This window comes from Streptomyces sp. NPDC020845, assembly GCF_044334165.1.
Lineage (GTDB): Bacteria > Actinomycetota > Actinomycetes > Streptomycetales > Streptomycetaceae > Streptomyces.
In genome coordinates this window covers 183,987-201,796 of the sequence record NZ_JBIRSJ010000004.1, presented here as the reverse complement: position 1 = coordinate 201,796, position 17,810 = coordinate 183,987, and the positions used below count along the sequence as shown (strand labels likewise).

The 17,810-nt window shown below is 69.3% G+C and carries 13 protein-coding genes; 4 read left to right on the top strand and 9 right to left on the bottom strand.

Annotated features, from left to right (window positions below; all coding sequences use genetic code 11):
- Window positions 1-43 precede the first annotated feature (43 nt).
- A complete protein-coding gene (locus tag ACH4U7_RS10960; RefSeq protein WP_398527653.1) occupies window positions 44-1,024 on the top strand; it encodes a formylglycine-generating enzyme family protein in 981 nt (326 codons plus the stop codon).
- Between the two features lie 133 nt (window positions 1,025-1,157).
- Window positions 1,158-3,425 carry an arylsulfatase gene (locus ACH4U7_RS10955; protein WP_398527652.1) on the top strand — a complete coding sequence of 756 codons (2,268 nt, stop codon included), beginning with the start codon at window positions 1,158-1,160 and terminating at the stop codon, window positions 3,423-3,425.
- Window positions 3,426-3,498: 73 nt separating this feature from the next.
- Here the strand turns inward: ACH4U7_RS10955 and ACH4U7_RS10950 are convergent, their stop codons facing one another.
- Genes ACH4U7_RS10950 through ACH4U7_RS10915 form a run of 8 tightly spaced genes read right to left on the bottom strand, consistent with a single transcriptional unit; the run spans window position 3,499 to window position 12,165 of the window.
- Entirely contained in the window at window positions 3,499-4,296 is a 798-nt protein-coding gene (locus ACH4U7_RS10950) for an SDR family NAD(P)-dependent oxidoreductase (protein WP_398527651.1), read from the bottom strand.
- 5 nt (window positions 4,297-4,301) lie between these two features.
- Entirely contained in the window at window positions 4,302-5,816 is a 1,515-nt protein-coding gene (locus tag ACH4U7_RS10945) for an aldehyde dehydrogenase family protein (RefSeq protein ID WP_398527650.1), read from the bottom strand.
- Between the two features lie 2 nt (window positions 5,817-5,818).
- Entirely contained in the window at window positions 5,819-6,652 is an 834-nt protein-coding gene (locus ACH4U7_RS10940) for an ATP-binding cassette domain-containing protein (protein WP_398527649.1), read from the bottom strand.
- Window positions 6,645-7,697 (bottom strand): ABC transporter ATP-binding protein, encoded by a 1,053-nt coding sequence (locus ACH4U7_RS10935; RefSeq protein ID WP_398527648.1) that lies wholly within the window; start codon window positions 7,695-7,697, stop codon window positions 6,645-6,647. The genes ACH4U7_RS10940 and ACH4U7_RS10935 overlap by 8 nt, the downstream gene beginning before the upstream one ends.
- Window positions 7,694-8,587: an ABC transporter permease gene (locus ACH4U7_RS10930; protein WP_398527647.1), complete on the bottom strand. Its 894-nt coding sequence runs from the start codon at window positions 8,585-8,587 to the stop codon at window positions 7,694-7,696. Before ACH4U7_RS10930 ends, ACH4U7_RS10935 begins: the two co-directional genes overlap by 4 nt.
- A complete protein-coding gene (locus ACH4U7_RS10925; RefSeq protein ID WP_398527646.1) occupies window positions 8,584-9,537 on the bottom strand; it encodes an ABC transporter permease in 954 nt (317 codons plus the stop codon). Before ACH4U7_RS10925 ends, ACH4U7_RS10930 begins: the two co-directional genes overlap by 4 nt.
- 16 nt (window positions 9,538-9,553) lie before the next feature.
- Window positions 9,554-11,086 (bottom strand): ABC transporter substrate-binding protein, encoded by a 1,533-nt coding sequence (locus ACH4U7_RS10920; RefSeq protein ID WP_398527645.1) that lies wholly within the window; start codon window positions 11,084-11,086, stop codon window positions 9,554-9,556.
- Window positions 11,087-11,091: 5 nt separating this feature from the next.
- Complete coding sequence (locus ACH4U7_RS10915; RefSeq protein ID WP_398527644.1) at window positions 11,092-12,165, bottom strand: isocitrate/isopropylmalate dehydrogenase family protein; 1,074 nt, start codon at window positions 12,163-12,165, stop codon at window positions 11,092-11,094.
- Window positions 12,166-12,315: 150 nt separating this feature from the next.
- Between ACH4U7_RS10915 and ACH4U7_RS10910 the strand changes: the two genes are divergently transcribed.
- Together ACH4U7_RS10910 and ACH4U7_RS10905 are read left to right on the top strand one after the other, a co-directional pair.
- Entirely contained in the window at window positions 12,316-13,788 is a 1,473-nt protein-coding gene (locus ACH4U7_RS10910) for an amidase (RefSeq protein WP_398527643.1), read from the top strand.
- Window positions 13,785-14,552, top strand: a complete 768-nt coding sequence (locus ACH4U7_RS10905) for a FadR/GntR family transcriptional regulator (RefSeq protein WP_398527642.1) — start codon at window positions 13,785-13,787, stop codon at window positions 14,550-14,552. Before ACH4U7_RS10910 ends, ACH4U7_RS10905 begins: the two co-directional genes overlap by 4 nt.
- 19 nt (window positions 14,553-14,571) lie before the next feature.
- Here the strand turns inward: ACH4U7_RS10905 and icmF are convergent, their stop codons facing one another.
- Complete coding sequence (gene icmF, locus ACH4U7_RS10900) at window positions 14,572-17,802, bottom strand: fused isobutyryl-CoA mutase/GTPase IcmF (protein ID WP_398527641.1); 3,231 nt, start codon at window positions 17,800-17,802, stop codon at window positions 14,572-14,574.
- Window positions 17,803-17,810: the final 8 nt, after the last annotated feature.

The window sequence follows — 17,810 nt, the reverse complement described above, 5'->3', positions numbered from 1 at the left end:
GTGATCAGTCGGGCCAGGAACAGCAGCCACGGTCGGAGGAGCGATGTCAGGTGCGTGTTGCGCCCCCGCCTCAGGGGGCGACCGGGGGCTCCCCGAGCCCTCCGCCGTTCGGCTCCAGGCCTCGGAGCGGGACCGGGCGCAGGGGCTGCGCGCCATGCTGCGCATCCCCGGAGGGACGTTTTCGATGGGGGGCGATGACGCCGACGCTTTTCCCGAGGACGGTGAGGGCCCGGTCCGGGCGGTGCGGCTGTCACCGTTCCTCATCGACGCCACGGCTGTCACCAACAGGCAGTTCGCGGCGTTCGTGCGCGGCAGCGGCTATCGGACCGATGCCGAGCGCTACGGCTGGTCCTATGTGTTCTACGCGCTCGTCCACCCCGAGGCCCGGCACCTGGTGCGCGACAAGGTGGCGCAGGCGCCCTGGTGGCTCGCGGTGGAGGGGGCGTGCTGGCAGGCCCCGTACGGGCCGGGGTCGTCATGGACCGAACTGTCGAACCACCCCGTCGTCCATGTCTCCTGGCGCGACGCGTCCGCGTATGCGGCCTGGGCGGGCAAGCGCCTGCCCACGGAGGCGGAGTGGGAGCGGGCGGCGCGTGGCGGTCTGGAGCGCTCCCGCTTCCCCTGGGGGGACGAACTGCTGCCCCGCGGGCAGCACCGCTGCAATATCTGGCAGGGGCGATTTCCGCAGGTCAACACGGGTGAGGATGGGTATCTGGGCACCGCGCCGGTCAAGACCTACCGGCCCAACAACTTCGGCCTGTACAACACCTCGGGCAATGTGTGGGAATGGTGCTCCGACTGGTGGAGCACCACATGGCATGCGGCCGACCGCCCGGAGACCCGCCAGGACCCGGCCGGGCCTCCCGCCGGGGAGGCGAAGGTGATCCGCGGCGGCTCGTATCTGTGCCATGCGTCGTACTGCAACCGCTACCGCGTCGCCGCGCGCACCTCCAACACACCGGACAGCAGCACCGGACACATGGGGTTCCGTTGCGCGGCTGACCTGCCCCGGACGGTTCGGTAGGCGAACCGCCGCCGCAGCGGGCCGGCTGGGGTGGCGATGGTTGACACCGCAACAGGTGCGGGCGAAACTTACTGCCCAGACTACTGGTAAGACCAGTTAACCTGAGCCTCCCTTGGTCAAAGGAGCGTCCTGGATGACCATCGCCTCCCCGCATCCGCCGTCCGAGAGCGGCACTTTCCAAGGCAAGATCGGCACCACCTACGAGGAGTCGACTCCCTGGTGGCCGGAGCCGCAGACGCTCCCCGAGGACACGCCGAATGTCGTGGTCATCGTGCTCGACGATGTCGGCTTCTCGGACCTGGGCTGTTTCGGCTCGGACATCGACACCCCGGCCATGGACGCCCTCGCCACCGATGGCCTTCGCTACGCGAACTTCCACACCACCACACTGTGTTCGCCCACCCGTGCCTCCCTGCTGACCGGCCGCAACCACCACTCCGTCGGCATGCGCATGCTGTCCAACTTCGACACCGGCTTCCCCAGCGGCCGCGGACGGATCACCAAGGCCGCCGCGACCCTGCCCGAGGTGCTGCGCGACAGCGGCTTCAACACCATGGCCGTGGGCAAGTGGCATCTGGCGCCGATGGAGCAGACCACCGCCTCCGGGCCGTACACCCAGTGGCCGCTGTCCCGCGGGTTCGAGCGCTACTACGGATTCCTGGAGGCCGAGACGGACAGCTTCTATCCGGAGCTGTTCTACGACAACCACGCCGTGGACCCGCCGAAGAGCCCGGAAGAGGGCTATCACCTCAGCGAGGACCTGGCCGACCGGGCGATCCAGTTCATTACGGACCAGACGTCGGTCACCCCGGACAAGCCCTTCTTCATGTATCTGGCGTTCGGCGCGGCACACGCCCCGCACCAGGCTCCCCAGGAGTACCTGGAGAAGTACCGGGGCCGGTTCGACCACGGCTGGGACGCCGAGCGCGCCACCCGCCACGCCCGCCAGATCGAACGGGGCATCCTGCCGCCCGGCACCGAACTGGCGCCGCGCAACCCAGGGGTCGTTCCCTTCGACGAGCTGTCGGACGACGAGAAGAAGCTGTCCGTACGCCTCCAGGAGGCCTACGCGGCGATGCTCGACCACACCGACCACCAGATCGGCCGGGTGATGGAGTTCCTGGAGCGGATAGGCCGGCTGGAGAACACCATCACCATCCTGCTCTCGGACAACGGGGCCAGTCAGGAAGGCGGGCAGAAGGGTTCGCTCAACCCCACCGCGTTCCAGAACGGCATCGCCGAGGACCTGGAGGAGATGGTCGCGCGGATCGACGACATCGGCACCACCCGCGCCCATGCCAACTACCCCTGGGGCTGGGCACAGGCGGGAAACACACCGTTCAAGCGCTACAAGCAGAACACCCACGAAGGCGGCGTCCGCTGCCCGCTCATTGTGCGGTGGCCGCGGGGACTGCCGCGCACCGGCGAGATCAGGCAGCAGTTCCACCATGTCACGGACATCGTCCCGACCCTTTTCGAACTGCTGGGTGTGCAGTCCCCCTCGGTCTACAACGGCATTCCGCAACTGCCGATCCACGGTGTGAGCATGGCCTACACCTTCGGCTCGCCGACCGCGCCGACACGCAAAGAAGCCCAGTACTTCGAGATGTTCGGACACCGCGCGATCTGGCACGACGGCTGGAAGGCAGTCTCCTTCCACCAGCGCGGTACGTCCTTCGACGCGGACCAGTGGGAGCTCTACCACCACGACACCGACTTCTCTGAGTGCGACGACCTGGCGCAGAAACGGCCCGAGCAGCTTCAGAAGATGATTTCCCGCTTCTGGGTGGAGGCGGGAAAGTACGATGTGCTGCCCCTGGACGACCAGGGGTTCGCCTACCGGGCGAAGATTCCGCGCCCCGGCTCTCCGCGGATGCGCACCACCTTCACCTACTACCCCGGTATGGCCCATCTGCCCATCGCCGCGGTCCCACCGGTGATGAACCGCGGACACCGCATCACCGCGTTCGTCGACCGGGCCGCCGCGTCGGACGAGGGTGTCCTGGTGTCCCTGGGCAATATCAGCAGCGGATACGTTCTGTACGTCAAGGACAACCGGCTGATCTACGAGTACAACTTCCTCGGCACCCGGTACACGGTGACCTCCACGGAAGAACTCCCGCTCGGCCCGGCGGAGCTGACCTTCGAATTCGTCAAGACCGGTGATATGCGGGGCACCGGACATCTGTATGTGTCGGGAAGGCCGGTCGGCTCCGAGCCCATTCCGCGGGTGCTCCCGCACTTCCTGGGCTGGCAGGGCCTCGACATCGGCCGGGACACCCTGTCGCCCTCTTCTTCCAGCTACGAGGGCGAATTCGCGTTCACGGGAGGGTTCGAGAAGGTGGTGTTCACGGTCGCTCCGGACGAGGAGGACACGGAGCCCTTCGAGCGAATCGACTGACCCCCGCCGCCATACGACTGGGAGCGACGCGGAGCCCTTCGGGGCCCGCGTCGCTCCCAGTTGGTCCATCCGGTCAGGTGGGCGGTGTGAAGCGCCCGTCGATCGCCGTCCAGCCACCGTCCACGAAGAGCTGGCTCCCCGTGACGAAGGACGACGCGTCCGACGCCAGGTAGACGACGGCGCCGGCCAGCTCGTCGGGGCGGGACCAGCGGCCCAGTGCGCTCTTCGTCGCGTAGGCCTCCGACCACTCGGGCACGGCCTTGATCTGCGTGGTCAGCGGGGTGTCCACGATACCGGGGGCGATGGTGTTCACCCGTACGCCCGACGGGCCCAGTTCGGCCGCCGCGGTCCGTACCAGCTGGACCAGGCCCGCCTTCGTGGCCGCGTACACCCCCTGTCCCGGCTCGACGGCCACCGCGCGGATCGAGCTGAAGCCGATGATGCTTCCCCTGCCGCGTTCGGCCATGCCACGGCCGAACGCGCGCACCAGGTCGAAGGACGCGCGCAGGTTGAGCGCCACGACCCGCTCGAATTCCTCCGCCGTGTAATCGAGCAGGCGCTTGCGCACGTTCGTCGCGGCGGTGAAAACGAGCACGTCGACGGGGCCGAGCTCCTCGGCGGCGCGCGCCACCGCCTCGCCGTCGAGCACATCGAGGGCGTACGGGACAAGGCCCGGCCCCATCGACGCCGACGCCGTGGCCGCCGTCAGATCACGGTCGGCGCACACCACCGAGGCGCCGTGCGCGGCCAGCGCCAGGGCGCTCTCGCGGCCGATCCCGCTGCCCGCGCCCACCACGACGGCCTTGCGGCCGTCGAGCCTGAACAGGCGGGAGTAGGCGTCCACCGCATCGGTGCGGTCCTTAGCTTGCATGGTCCTCACGGCTTCTTTGTCGTCGGAGTTGTCGTCGGACGGATCACTGCCATACGGGTGACGGTGAGCTCTTCGATGGCGAACCTCGGGCCCTCCCGTCCGGCCCCGGAGTCCTTCACGCCGCCGTACGGCATGACGTCGGAACGGAAACCGGGCACCTCGTTGACCACCACTCCGCCCACCTCCAGGCGGTCGAGAGCGGCGAACGCGGTGTCGAGGGAGCTGGTGTAGACGCTCGCGTGCAGTCCGTAGCGCGAGTCGTTGACCAGGTCGAAGGCCGTCTCCAGATTGGGGACGGACCGCACCGCGACCACCGGGCCGAAGATTTCCTCGCCCCAGACGGGCAAGGCGCGGTCCACGTCGAGCAGCACGGTGGGCTCGATCACCCCGTCGGTGACCTTGCCCCCGGCCACCAGCGACGCCCCCGCCGCCACCGCTTCGTCCAGCCATCCGCGGACCCGCTCGGTCGACCGCTGGTCGATGAGTGCCGAAACCCTCGTGTCCGGATCGCGGGGATCGCCCACGACCACCTGGGCCACCCGCTCCGCCAGACGGGCCAGGAACTCCTCGCGCACCGCGTCCACCACGATGACCCGCTGCACGCTGATGCACGCCTGACCCGACGCGTAATACCCGCCGCGCACCACCGCGTCGGCGGCGGCGTCGAGGTCGGCGTCGGCGGCGACCACCAGGGCGGCGTTGGAGCCGAGTTCGAGCAGCACCTTGGTGGGTGCCGCGTCCCGGGCGATCTGGTGGCCCACGGCGGCGGAGCCCGTGAAGGACACCGCCCCGATCCGGCGGTCGGTGGTCAGCGCCACGCCCACCTCGGGGCCCCCGGTCACCAGTTGCACCGCGGCCTGCGGCGCGCCGGCGGCGCGCAGGGCCTCGCGGAGGAGGTGCACCAGCCACAGGGTGGCCAGCGGCGTCTGCGGGGCCGGCTTGACGACGACCGGGCAACCTGCGGCCAGCGACGGCGCGACCTTGTGCGCGGCGAGCAGCAGCGGGTAGTTGAAGCCCGCGATGCCCACCACCACGCCGATCGGCTTACGGGTCCAGAAGCCGAGCAGCCCCTCCCCCGACGGCAGCAGGTCCAGCGGCACCGTCTCCCCGTGCAGCCGGGCCACTTCCTCGGCCGCCGTCAGCAGGGTCAGCAGGGTGCGGTCCACCTCGACACGGCAGTCGACCAGCGGTTTGCCGGTCTCCAGGACCAGGAGCCGTTCGAAGTCCGCGCGCTTGGAGGTGATCGCCTCGTGCGTGGCGAGCAGGGCCGCCCTGCGGGTGTGCGAGGGGAGCCGGCCGACCTGTTCGCGGACCGCGACGGCCGCGTCCACCGCGCGGCGCGCGAGGTCGGTGTCCCCGACCGGGGCCCGCGCGACGAGCGTCCCGTCGTAGGGGAAGCGGACGTCTTCAGCGGCGGGTGCCGCCACCCAGTGGTCGCCGATGGGCAACCCCGTCGGGAACTGGTGGAACTCCAACACCTGGGCGCTTTCGCCACCGGCGGGTTCGACGTGGGTAGTCACGGTCAGTACTCCCGGTTGAGGTCGGCCGCCGACACTCCGGACAGTGCCTTGCCCAGAGTCGGTACGGCGGCGATCAGCCTGCGTGTGTAGGAATGCTGCGGATCCTCGTACACCTGCTCCGTGGGCCCGGTCTCCACGATCTGTCCGCCGTTCATGACCGCGACCCGGTCGCACACATGGCGGACCACGGACAGGTCGTGGGAGACGAAGACCAGCGTGAGGGACAGCTCCTCGACGAGGTCGGCGATGAGGTTGAGCACTTGGGCCCGTACGGACACATCCAGGGCGCTCACCGGCTCGTCGGCCACGATGATCTTCGGGCGGGGGGCGAGGGCGCGCGCGATCGAGATGCGCTGCCGCTGGCCGCCGGAGAACTGGTGCGGATACCGGTCCGCCGCGTCGGCCCGCAGGCCGACGGCCTCGAGCAACTCGGCCACCCGCTCCCGGCGGTTCGGGTGCCCCTGTGCGACCAGCGGCTCGGCCACGATGTCACCGACGCGCATCCGCGGGTCCAGCGAACTCATCGGGTCCTGGAACACGAGTTGCAGCCGTTCGCGGACGAACCCGAGCTGTCTTTCCCTGAGCCCGGTGATGTCGCGGCCGTCGATCGCGACGCTACCGCTGGTGGGGCGGTCGAGCCCGGCCAGAATCCGCAGCAGGGTCGACTTGCCGCACCCCGACTCCCCCACGATGCCGAACCGCTGCCCCTGGGGGACGGTGAAGCTGACACCGCGCAGGGCGTGCACCGGGGGGCTGGGGTGGCGCAGCGAGGTACGAGGACGGTGGTAGACGCGCGTGATGTCGCGGACGCTGATGGCGGTCGGCTGCTCAGCCACGGCCGGCCTCCTGGTTCATCGGTGTGCCCTTCACATGTGCGCCACTTTCGGCTGCCGGACTCGCAGCCGCAGTTGCCGGGCTCTCGGATGCCGGGTGGAAGCAGGCGTAGCCGGAGTCCGGCCCGGTCGGGACCCATTCCGGCCTGGTGGCGCACACCTCGGTCGCATGGGCGCATCTGTTTCTGAAGACACATCCGGCGGGGAACTGGCCCGCCGGCGGCACCGATCCGGGGATCGTGGCCAGCCGGCCGCGGTCGTCGACCACCGTCAGGTCCGACGCGCCGATCAGGCCCTGGGTGTAGCGGTGCCGAGGACGGGTGAACACCTCCTGGACCGGTCCGGACTCGACCAGCCGCCCGCCGTACATGACCATGACCCGCTCACAGGCGGTGGCCACCACGGCCAGGTCGTGGGTGATGAACAGCATGGCCGACCTGCGGTCCTGGACACCTCGCACGATCAGGTCGAGCACCCGCGCCTGCACCGTGACATCGAGCGCGGTGGTGGGTTCGTCGCAGACCAGGAGCGCGGGGTCGTTCGCGAGGGCGATGGCCAGCACCACCCGCTGCCGCTGGCCTCCGGAGAACTGGTGCGGGTAGGCCTGCGCGGCGGCCGCGGGGTCGGGGAGCCCCACCTGGGCGAGCAGTTCCACGGCGGCGGCTCGCGCGGAGGCCCGGTCGGGCCTGGTCCGGTGGATCAGCAGCACCTCGGCGATCTGCCGCCCGATCCTCATCGTGGGGTTCAGAGCGGTCATGGGCTCCTGGAAGACCATGGCGATCTCCTTGCCCCGTACCCGGGACATCCGCGCCTCGTCGGCACCGACCAGGTCGTGGTCGACTCCGGCGAGCCGCACCGAACCCGTGGCCCGGAGCCCTTCGGGGAGCAGACCCATGACGCTCAGCGCGGTCAGCGACTTGCCCGACCCCGACTCGCCGATCAGGCCGACCCGCTCGCCGGCCCGGATGGTGAAGTCGACATCTTCGACGAGCTTGCGGCCGCCCACCGTTACGTCGAGGTTCCGCACGGCCAATACATCCTTGGTCATCGGCGGTCCTCCAGCTTGGGGTCGAAACGGTCGCGCAGGCCGTCACCGAGCAGGTTGAATCCGAGCACCGCCACCGCGATCGCGATGCCCGGGAACACGGCGAGCCGGGGGGCGGACGACAGCATCTCCTGGCTCTCCTGCAGCATCCGGCCCCAGGACGGAGTGGGGGGCGGGGTGCCGAAGCCCAGGAAGGACAGTGCGGCTTCGGCGAGTACGGCGATGGCGAAGCCGACCGACGCCTGCACGATGACGAGACTGCTGACATTGGGCAGAACATGCCGCACGGCGATCGCGAACGGGCCGCGGCCCGCCGCACGCGCGGCGGTGACGTACTCGGTCTTCATGACCTGCAGCGTGCCGCCGCGGATCAGCCGGGCGAAATTGGGGATGGACGCGATGCCGATGGCGACCATCGCGACCAGCGTGCTGGCGCCGTACACGGCGGCGAACATGATGGCCAGCAGGAGCGCCGGGAAGGCGAGCAGCAGGTCGTTGGCGCGCATCAGCAGCTCGCCGAGCCAGCGGGGCGCCATTCCGGCGGCGATGCCGAGGGGCACCCCGACCAGGGCGGCGACCCCCACCGCCACAAAGCCGACGAACAGCGTGGTGCGCGAGCCCACCAGGATCTGGCTGAACACATCACGGCCGAACTTGTCCGTGCCGAACCAGTACTCCAGCGACGGCTTCTCCAGCCGCGCCGAGGCGTTCACCAGAGTCGGGTCGTGCGGCGTCCATACGAAGGACAGCAGCGCCATGCCGAACACGACTGCGACGATGAGACCGCCCACCAGCAGGCTGCCCGTCACCGGGCGGCGCCGACGGCGGACGTCGGACACAGCGGACGCGGCAGCCTTGATGTCCGGAGCGGACTTGGTGTCCGGAGCGCTCATGACGCACCCGCCCCCCTGAGCCGCGGGTCGATCACCAGATACATGATGTCCACCAGGAAGTTCACCAGCAGCACCGCCATTGCGATGATCATGACCACGTCCTGCACCATGATGAGGTCCCGGTTGGAGACGCTGTCCAGCAGCAGGCTCCCGAGCCCGGGGATGACGAAGACCCGTTCAATGACGACGGCGCCCACCAGCAGCGTGGCGAGATGCAACGCCAGGACGGTGACCACGGGCACCGCCGCGTTCCGCAGGCCGTGCCGCAGCAGCGCCCGGGTCGGGCGGAGTCCCTTGGCACGGGCGGTGCGCAGATAGTCCTCCCGGAGGACATCGAGCACGGCGCTGCGGACATAGCGGGTGAGCATGGCCCCCTGCACCAGTCCGAGGGACAGCGCGGGCAGCACCAACTGCTTGAGGAACATGACCGGATCCTGCGCCGGGGGTGTCCAGCCGTTCGCCGGCAGCCACCCGAGCCCCACCGCGAACACGGTGACCAGGAGGATGCCCGCGAGGAAGGCCGGGACGGCCACGCCGACCTGGGACAGGGCCGAGAGAATGAGCCCGGACGGCTTGCGGTGCCGCACCGCCATGAGCGTGCCCATGGGGATCGCCAGGATGCAGGCGAGCGCCATCCCGGCGCCGACGAGCCACATGGTGACCTGGAGGCGGTCGGCGATCTGCGGGCCGATCGCCGTCTGTGAGATATAGGAGTTGCCCGGATCGAAGGTCACCAGTCCCTTGACCCAGCTGAAGTACTGGACCACAAGCGGCCGGTCGAGCCCGAACTGCTCGCGCAGTTGCGCCACCGCCGAGTCCGACGCGCTGACACCGAGGGCGACGCGGGCCGGGTCCCCTGGCAGCACCGCCATGAACGCGAACACCAATACGGAGCTCACGACAAGGCTGGCCAGGAGGATCCCGATCCGCTGCACCAGACGGACGATCATCGGTTGAGTCCGCCTTTCACGACCGGCCCAGGCCGGTGAGATCCAGCGACTCGGAGACGTTGTCCACGGGCAGGCCGGTGATGTCCTTGTCCGCCACCATCAGGTTCGGCAGCAGGAACAGCCAGTCGGCCGCGGCGTCCTTGGACAGCAGCCGGGCGGCCTCCCGCATGGCGGTGATCTGCTCCTTCTGGGTGCCCCGGTCCGCCTTCTTCAGCAACGCGCGGAATTCGGGGTTGTCGTAGTGGGTGTAGTAGCTCTTGTCCCCGAACACCGTCTGCATATCGCGGGGTTCCAGGTGACTGATGATGGACATGTCGTAGTCGCCGTTCTTGAACACGGTGCTCAGCCAGGCGGCGGGGAACTCCAGCTGATCGAGCTTGACCTTGAACCCGGCCTGTTCGAGCTGGCTCTTGACCACGGTGCCGCACGCGGTGGCATAGGGCAGCGTCGGAATCCGCAGCCGCAGCGTACTGCCGGCCTCACCGGACTCCTTGAGGAGCTTCTTCGCCTTGTCGCGGTCGTACGGATACTGGTTCGAGAGGTCCTGGTACCACGGGTCGGTCGGCGGGACCATGCTGCCGATGAGCTTGCCGCGCCCTGCCCAGCAGGTGTCCAGCAGGGCCTTGTGGTCGATGGCGTAACGGACGGCCTGGCGGGCCTTCAGATTCTTCAGCGGGCCCGAGCCGTTGTTGAAGGAGAGAAGCACCTCGCCGTTGGTCGTGCCCTCGATGACCTTGTACGTCGAGTTGTTCGCGAACCGGTCCAGAGAATCCGGGGTCTGCATCGTGCCGATCACGTTGATGGTGCCCGTGAGCAGCGCGTTGTTCATGGCCGTCGGGTCCTTGAAGTACTTGAGGGTGACCGACGCGAAATGCGGTTCGCTCCCCCAGTAGCCATCACGGCGGGCCAGGGTGATCGAGTCGCCGCGGGTCCACTTCTTGACCTCGTACGGGCCGGTGCCCACCGGCGCGGTGGCCAGCTTGCTCACACCGGTCCGGCTGAACATCACGCCGACGCGGGTGGTCATCCGGTACAGCCAGTCGTTGCTCGGCTCCTTCAGGGTGACCTTGAGTTCGGTCGGTGACACCGCCTGCACCGTGTCGACGACGTCCATCTGGGACTTCTGCGCGATCGTCCAGTCGGACTTGACGCGTTCGATGGAGAACTTCGCGTCCTCGGCGGTGAACGGCGCGCCACTGCTGAACTTGGCATCCTTCACCAACTGGAACGTGTACGTCTTACGGTCCTTGGACAGGCTCCACGACTTGGCCAGTTGGGGCTGGATCTTCCCCGACTGGTCCACCTTCACCAGGTTCTCGTAGACGTTGTAGAGCAGCGCCTGGGGAATGGCGGCGCCCGCGGTCTTGGTGATGTCGAGGTTGGCCGGCTCGGCGTTGAGGCCGATCTTCAGGGCGTCGTCGGTCTTCCCGGACTTGCCGCCGCCACCTCCGTCTGCCGTGGACCCGGCCGAGCAGGCAGCCAGCAGTAGGGATGCGAGCGTGGCCGCGACCACCCCGGTGTGCCGCGTCAGCTGCTTGTTGTCTCTCATAGGTGCTACCCCTGGCTTTCCATGGTGTGCAGGACAGCGGATGACACATCCGCTGTGGTGGCGTTTCCGCCGAGGTCGGCCGTGTGGTGCCGGGCATCTCGCAAGGTGCCCGCCACCGCGTCACGGATGCGGCCGGCCGCGCCGGTGTGTCCGAGATCGTCGAGCAGCAGCGCCCCGGAGAGCATGCATGCCACCGGATTCGCCACGCCCTTCCCGGCGATGTCGGGCGCGGAGCCGTGGACGGGTTCGTAGACACCCGGCACATCGGCGCCCGGAAGGACGTTGGCGCTGGGCGCCATGCCCATACCGCCGGCGAGCACCGCTGCGAGGTCGGAGAGGATGTCGCCGAACAGGTTGCTGGTGAGCAGGACATCGAGGGAGCGCGGAGCCTGGATCATACGGGCGGCCATGGCGTCGACCAACACGGTTTCCAGCCGGACCGCCGGGTACTGCTCGCCGACCTCGCGCACCACCCGGTCCCACAGCGGATAGCCGTAGCGCATCGCGTTGGACTTGGTCACCAGGCACAGCCTCCCCGACCGCCGGCCGGCCAGGGCGAAGGCATGGTGCGCCGCCCGCTCGATGACGCGACGGGAGTGCACCGCGATCTCGATGCCGAGATCGTGTCCGCTGCCCGCGTGCGCCACCCCGCCGGCGCCGACGTACTCGCCCTCGGTGTTCTCTCGGACGATGACCAGGTCCACACCATCGGTGTCGCGCACCTTGGTGGGGACGCCGGGGAACGCGCGCACCGGGCGGATGTTGACGGCGAGGTCGAGCTGCTGCCGCAGGCCGATGATCAGGCCCCAGACCAGTTCGTGATCCGGCACATCGGGGCGTCCGACGGCGCCGAACAACACGGCGTCCGTCTGCTTGACGAGGTCGGCCGCATCGGCCGGCATCGCCGCTCCCTGCCGGAGGAACCGCTCGCCTCCCCAGTCGAACGAGGTCACGTCGAGCCGGTGGCCGTCGGCCTCCAGCGCGGCCCGGAGCACGGGCACCGTTGCCGCGACGACCTCGGGGCCGATTCCGTCACCCGGTATGACGGCGAGCCGTACGACCTTGGTCTCCCTCGTCATAAACGCCACCTTCCCCTCTCACTGGCCTGACCAGTAAGCTCACTTGCCAGGTACCGTGACGACTGAGGCTGTACTTGTCAAGGGTTCGTATGCGACGGGTATCGCGAGGGGGCACCGCCCAGCGGCAGCTGGGGGATAGGGAGAGTGCAAGTGCTCACCGAACAGGGCCTGGCCACCATGCCGGCCGTCGAGATGGTGGCCGGATTCGCCGACCGCACGCTGTCGCCCGTGCAGGTCCACGACGCCGTCCAGGCGGTGATCGAGGCGCGCGAGAGTGTGCTCAACGCGTTCTGGGTGCGGGATCCGGACGAGTCCCGCAAAGCGGCCCTGGCCAGCGAGGCGCGCTGGGCGGCGGGTGAACCGCTCGGGCCCATCGACGGCGTGCCCGTGACGCTGAAGGAGAACGTCGCCCGCAGGGGCGTCCCCATGCCCTCGGGCAACGCGGGGACCGAGCCGGTCGTCCCCGAGACGGACGCGCCCATCACCGCGCGGGTCGTCGAATCCGGTGGGGTGGTCCTCGGGTCGACCGTGATGCCGGACTGGGGCATGCTCTCCTCGGGAGTCTCCAGCCGGCACGGCATCACCCGCAGCCCCTGGAACCCCGCCTGGACCACGGGCGGTTCCAGCTCCGGCGCGGGGGCCGCGGCCGCCGGGGGCTACGGTCCGCTCCACGTCGGCACCGACATCGGGGGGTCGATCCGGCTGCCGGGCACCTGGCTGGGGCTCGCCACGCTCAAGCCCAGCTACGGGAGGATCCCGCTGGACGCCCCGTACCTGGGGCGCGCCGCCGGCCCCATGGCGCGCACCGTGGCGGACGCGGCCCTGTTCATGAGTGTCCTGAGCCAGCCGGATCCCCGGGACTGGTCGAGTCTGCCGCCGCAGGACATCGACTGGTCGGCGCCGGCCGGCGAGGTGCGCGGGCTGCGGGTGGGGGTGCATCTGGACGCCGGCTGCGGGGAGCCCTGCGACGCCGAGATCCGTGACGCGGTGAACCGCGCCGCCGCGCTCTTCGAGGCGGCGGGAGCCGTCGTGGAGCCGGTGGAGCCGTTTATGAGCCAGGACCTCCTGGACGATCTGGATCTGTTCTGGCGGGTGCGGTCCTGGAACGACTTCCGCGCACTGCCGGCAGACGCCAAGCTACGCGTCCACCCCAGCATCATCCGCTGGGTCCAGGGAGGCGCGGATGTGCCGGGCACCCGGGTGCTCCAGTGCTACCAGCGGATCATGCGCATCCAGGAGCGGACCGTGGCGGCGACGCTCCCGTACGATCTGGTGCTTTCGCCGGTGGCTCCGGTGGCGGCGTTCCCCGCCGAGCAGCCGATGCCGTACCTGGAAGACGCGAAGACCATGGCCCACATCGGCTTCACCGCGCCGTACAACATGTCGGGCCAGCCCGCGGCGACCGTCAACTGCGGTCTGACTGCGGACGGTCGGCCCATCGGGGTGCAGCTCGCGGGCCGCCGCTTCGACGATCTCGGTGTCCTGCGGGCGGCGGCGTGGTACGAACGGAACCGGCCTGCCGAGGCGGTCCCGCACTGGCCGGACAGCGCCCCCAGGACGACCACCGGGGAGAAGGCGCCCACCGGGGAGAAGACGACAACGCTCGAAGGGGAGAATCCGTGAGTGACGGGGCACAGTTCCAGCAGGTCGCGCCGGTACGGCTCTACCAGCGGATCGTCGAGCAGATCGAGCAGGCGATCACGCGCGGGGACCTCAAGCCCGGTCAGCGCCTGCCGAGCGAACGAGAGCTGGTGACGCAGTTCGGGGCGAGCCGGCCCACCGTACGCGAGGCCCTGCGCGTACTGGAGAGCAACGGCCTGATCCGCTCGCGCCCGGGTGACCCGAACGGCCCGGAGATCCTGCCGTTCTCCTCGGCGGGCCTGACCAAGGAGATGACCCGGCTCGTCCAGTTCGACAATGTGTCGATGGCCGAGTTGATCTCGTTCCGCATGATCCTCGACGGCTCGGCGAGCATGCTGGCGGCCCGGCTGCGGTCCGAGGAGGAGCTGTCCGCCATGGAGCGGACGATCGCCGTCATGTCGGACGCGATCGAGAGGGGGTACGACGAGTTCAGCAAGGCGGACGTCGCGTTCCATGAGGCGGTGGCCGTGGCCAGCCGCAACTCCCTCATCGAGGTCTGCAACCAGGTGGTCCGGGGCGCGGTCCTCTCGCTGATCTCGGACAAGGTCGCCCATGCGCACAACCGCAAGGCGCTCATGCGCGAATCGCTCCAGCACCACCAGGAGGTGCTGGAGGCGATCCGGGCACGGGACGGTGCGGCGGCGGCGCGCATCTCGCGGCGCAAACTCCTCGACTACTACGCCGGCTACGTCCCCGAGGGCGAGCAGGGGCCGCTGCTCGCCCTCGTGGACGACGAGGAGGCCTGAACCTCCACCGTGACCGTGGTCAGACGTTGCGCCGGTACTGGCCGCCGACCTCGAAGAACGCCTCGGTGATCTGCTGGAGCGAGCAGACCCGGGCGGCGTCCATGAGGACGGCGAAGACGTTGCGGCCGCTCACCGCCGCGTCCTTGAGTGCCACCAGGGCGGCATGGGCCTGGTCGCGGTGGCGGGTCTGGAAGTCGCCCACGCGCTCCAGCTGGGACTCCTTCTCCTTCTCGGTGGCGCGCGCCAGCTCGATGGTGCCGGGCTCGACCGTGTCCGCATGCGGGTTGCGGAACGTGTTGACTCCGATGATCGGCAGGGTGCCGTCGTGTTTGCGCTGCTCGTACAGCATCGACTCGTCCTGGATCCGGCCGCGCTGGTAGCCGGTCTCCATGGCGCCGAGCACACCGCCGCGCTCGCTGATCCGCTCGAACTCGGCGAGCACGGCGGCCTCGACCAGGTCGGTGAGTTCATCGATGATGAACGAGCCCTGCAGGGGGTTCTCGTTCATCGCCAGGCCCCATTCCCGGTTGATGATCAGCTGGATGGCCAGCGCCCGGCGGACCGAGTCCTCGGTGGGGGTGGTCACCGCCTCGTCATAGGCGTTGGTGTGCAGGCTGTTGCAGTTGTCGTAGATGGCGATGAGCGCCTGCAGGGTGGTGCGGATGTCGTTGAAGTCCATCTCCTGGGCGTGCAGGGAACGGCCTGAGGTCTGGACGTGGTACTTCAGCTTCTGGCTGCGCTCATTCGCCCCGTACTTCTCCTTCATCGCCACCGCCCAGATGCGGCGGGCGACCCGGCCGAGCACGGAGTATTCGGGGTCCATGCCGTTGGAGAAGAAGAAGGACAGGTTCGGGGCGAAGTCGTCGATGTCCATACCGCGCGCCAGGTAGGCCTCGACATAGGTGAAGCCGTTGGCCAGGGTGAAGGCCAGCTGGCTGATGGGGTTCGCCCCGGCTTCGGCGATGTGGTAGCCGGAGATGGACACCGAGTAGAAGTTGCGGACCTTGTGCGCGATGAACCACTCCTGGATGTCGGCCATCATCCGCAGGGAGAACTCGGTGGAGAAAAGGCAGGTGTTCTGGCCCTGGTCCTCCTTGAGGATGTCGGCCTGCACCGTGCCGCGCACGCTCGCCAGCGCGTGTGCACGCAGCTCGGCGGCTTCCTCGGGTGAAGGGTCGCGCCCCTCGGCGGTGCGGAATCTTTCCGTCTGCTGGTCGATGGCGGTGTTCAGGAAGAACGCCAGGATGGTCGGCGCGGGTCCGTTGATCGTCATGGAGACCGAGGTCGTCGGCGCGACCAGGTCGAAGCCGTCGTAGAGGGCCTTCATGTCCTCCAGCGTGGCCACCGACACCCCGGAGGTGCCGACCTTGCCGTAGATGTCGGGGCGTTCGCCGGGGTCACGGCCGTAGAGGGTGACCGAGTCGAAGGCGGTGGACAGCCGGGTGGCGGGCTGGCCCTCGGAGAGCAGCTTGAAGCGCCGGTTGGTACGGAACGGATCGCCCTCGCCGGCGAACATCCGCGCCGGGTCCTCCCCGTCGCGTTTGAACGGGAACACCCCGGCCGTGAAGGGGAAGTAGCCGGGCAGGTTCTCCCGGCGCCAGAACCGCACCAGCTCCCCGTGGTCGGTGAACCGGGGCAGGGCGACGCGGGGGACCTTGTTGCCGGACAGGGACTCGCGGGTCAGCTTGGTGCGGATCTCCCGGTCGCGGACCTTCACGACCTGCTCGTCACCGGAGTAGGCGGCCACGACGGCCGGCCAGTTCCCGATCTGCTCCGTGACGTCGTGCGGAAGTTGCTTACGGGCATCCGCCAGCAGTGACTGCACGCTCCCGGCGTCGGAGCCGGCCTCGACGAGCTCGCCCCTGACCGCGTCCAGGCGCTGCACCCTGCGGGCCGCCCCGGCCAGCCGCTCGGTCTCCTCGTGATACCGGCGGACCGTCTCGGTGATCTCGGCGAGGTAGCGCACCCGGTCCGTGGGCACCACCTGCCGGATGCCCGAGGAGTGGCGTACGTCGACCGGCGGCAGCGTGCCCTCGGACAGCGGCAGGCCCCGCTCGGCCAGGGCGGTCCTCAGGTACTGGTAGAGCGCGGTGACACCGTCGTCGTTGAACGTGGCCGCCGAGGTGCCGTACACCGGCATGTCCTCGGGCCGCATACCGAACGCCTCGCGGTTGCGGACCAGTTGGCGGCCCACATCACGCAGTGCGTCCTTGGCGCCGCGGCGTTCGAACTTGTTGATGGCCACCACATCGGCGAAGTCGAGCATGTCGATCTTCTCCAGCTGCGAGGCGGCGCCGAACTCCGGCGTCATCACATACAGCGAGGTGTCGACGAACGGCACGATCGCCGCGTCCCCCTGGCCGATGCCCGGCGTCTCCACGACCACCAGATCGAACCCGGCCGCCTTGACCACGTCGATGACATCGGACAGTTGCTCGGGCAGCTCGCGGCTGCCGCGAGTGGCCAGGCTCCGGAAGAAGACCCGGTGGCCGTCCAGGGAGTTCATCCGGATCCGGTCGCCGAGCAGCGCCCCGCCGCCACGGCGGCGGGTCGGGTCGACCGCGATCACCGCGATCCGCAACTTGTCGTGCTGGTCGACACGGAACCGGCGCACCAGTTCGTCGGTCAGTGACGACTTTCCCGAGCCGCCGGTGCCGGTGATGCCGAGCACCGGTGTGACCCGTGCCGCCGCGGCGGCACGCACCCGTTCCAGCAGCTCCGGGGGCAGTTTGCCGAGCTCGGCACCGGTGATGGCGCGGGCGATCGCGAACCGGTCGCCGGCGAGTACGGCGGCGGCATCGGCCGGCTTGCCGTCCCAGAGGTCGAAATCGCAGTCCCGCACCACCGAGTTGACCATCCCGGCGAGGCCCAGCCGCTGGCCGTCCTCGGGAGAGAAGATCGTCACCCCGCATTCGCGCAGCCGGGCGATCTCCTCGGGCACGATGACACCGCCTCCGCCGCCCACCACGCGGACGTGGTCGGCTCCCCGCTCGCGCAGCGACGTGGCCAGGTACTCGAAGTACTCGACGTGTCCGCCCTGGTAGGAGGAGACCGCGACGCCGTGTGCGTCCTCCTCCAGCGCCGCGTCCACGACCTCGCGCACGGAGCGGTTGTGCCCGAGATGGATCACCTCGGCGCCCTGGGACTGGAAGATCCGCCGCATGATGTTGATCGACGCATCGTGCCCGTCGAACAGCGCCGAAGCCGTAACCAGGCGGACAGGGTGCACGGGACGGTGCAGATCGCTCATGAGGGCCT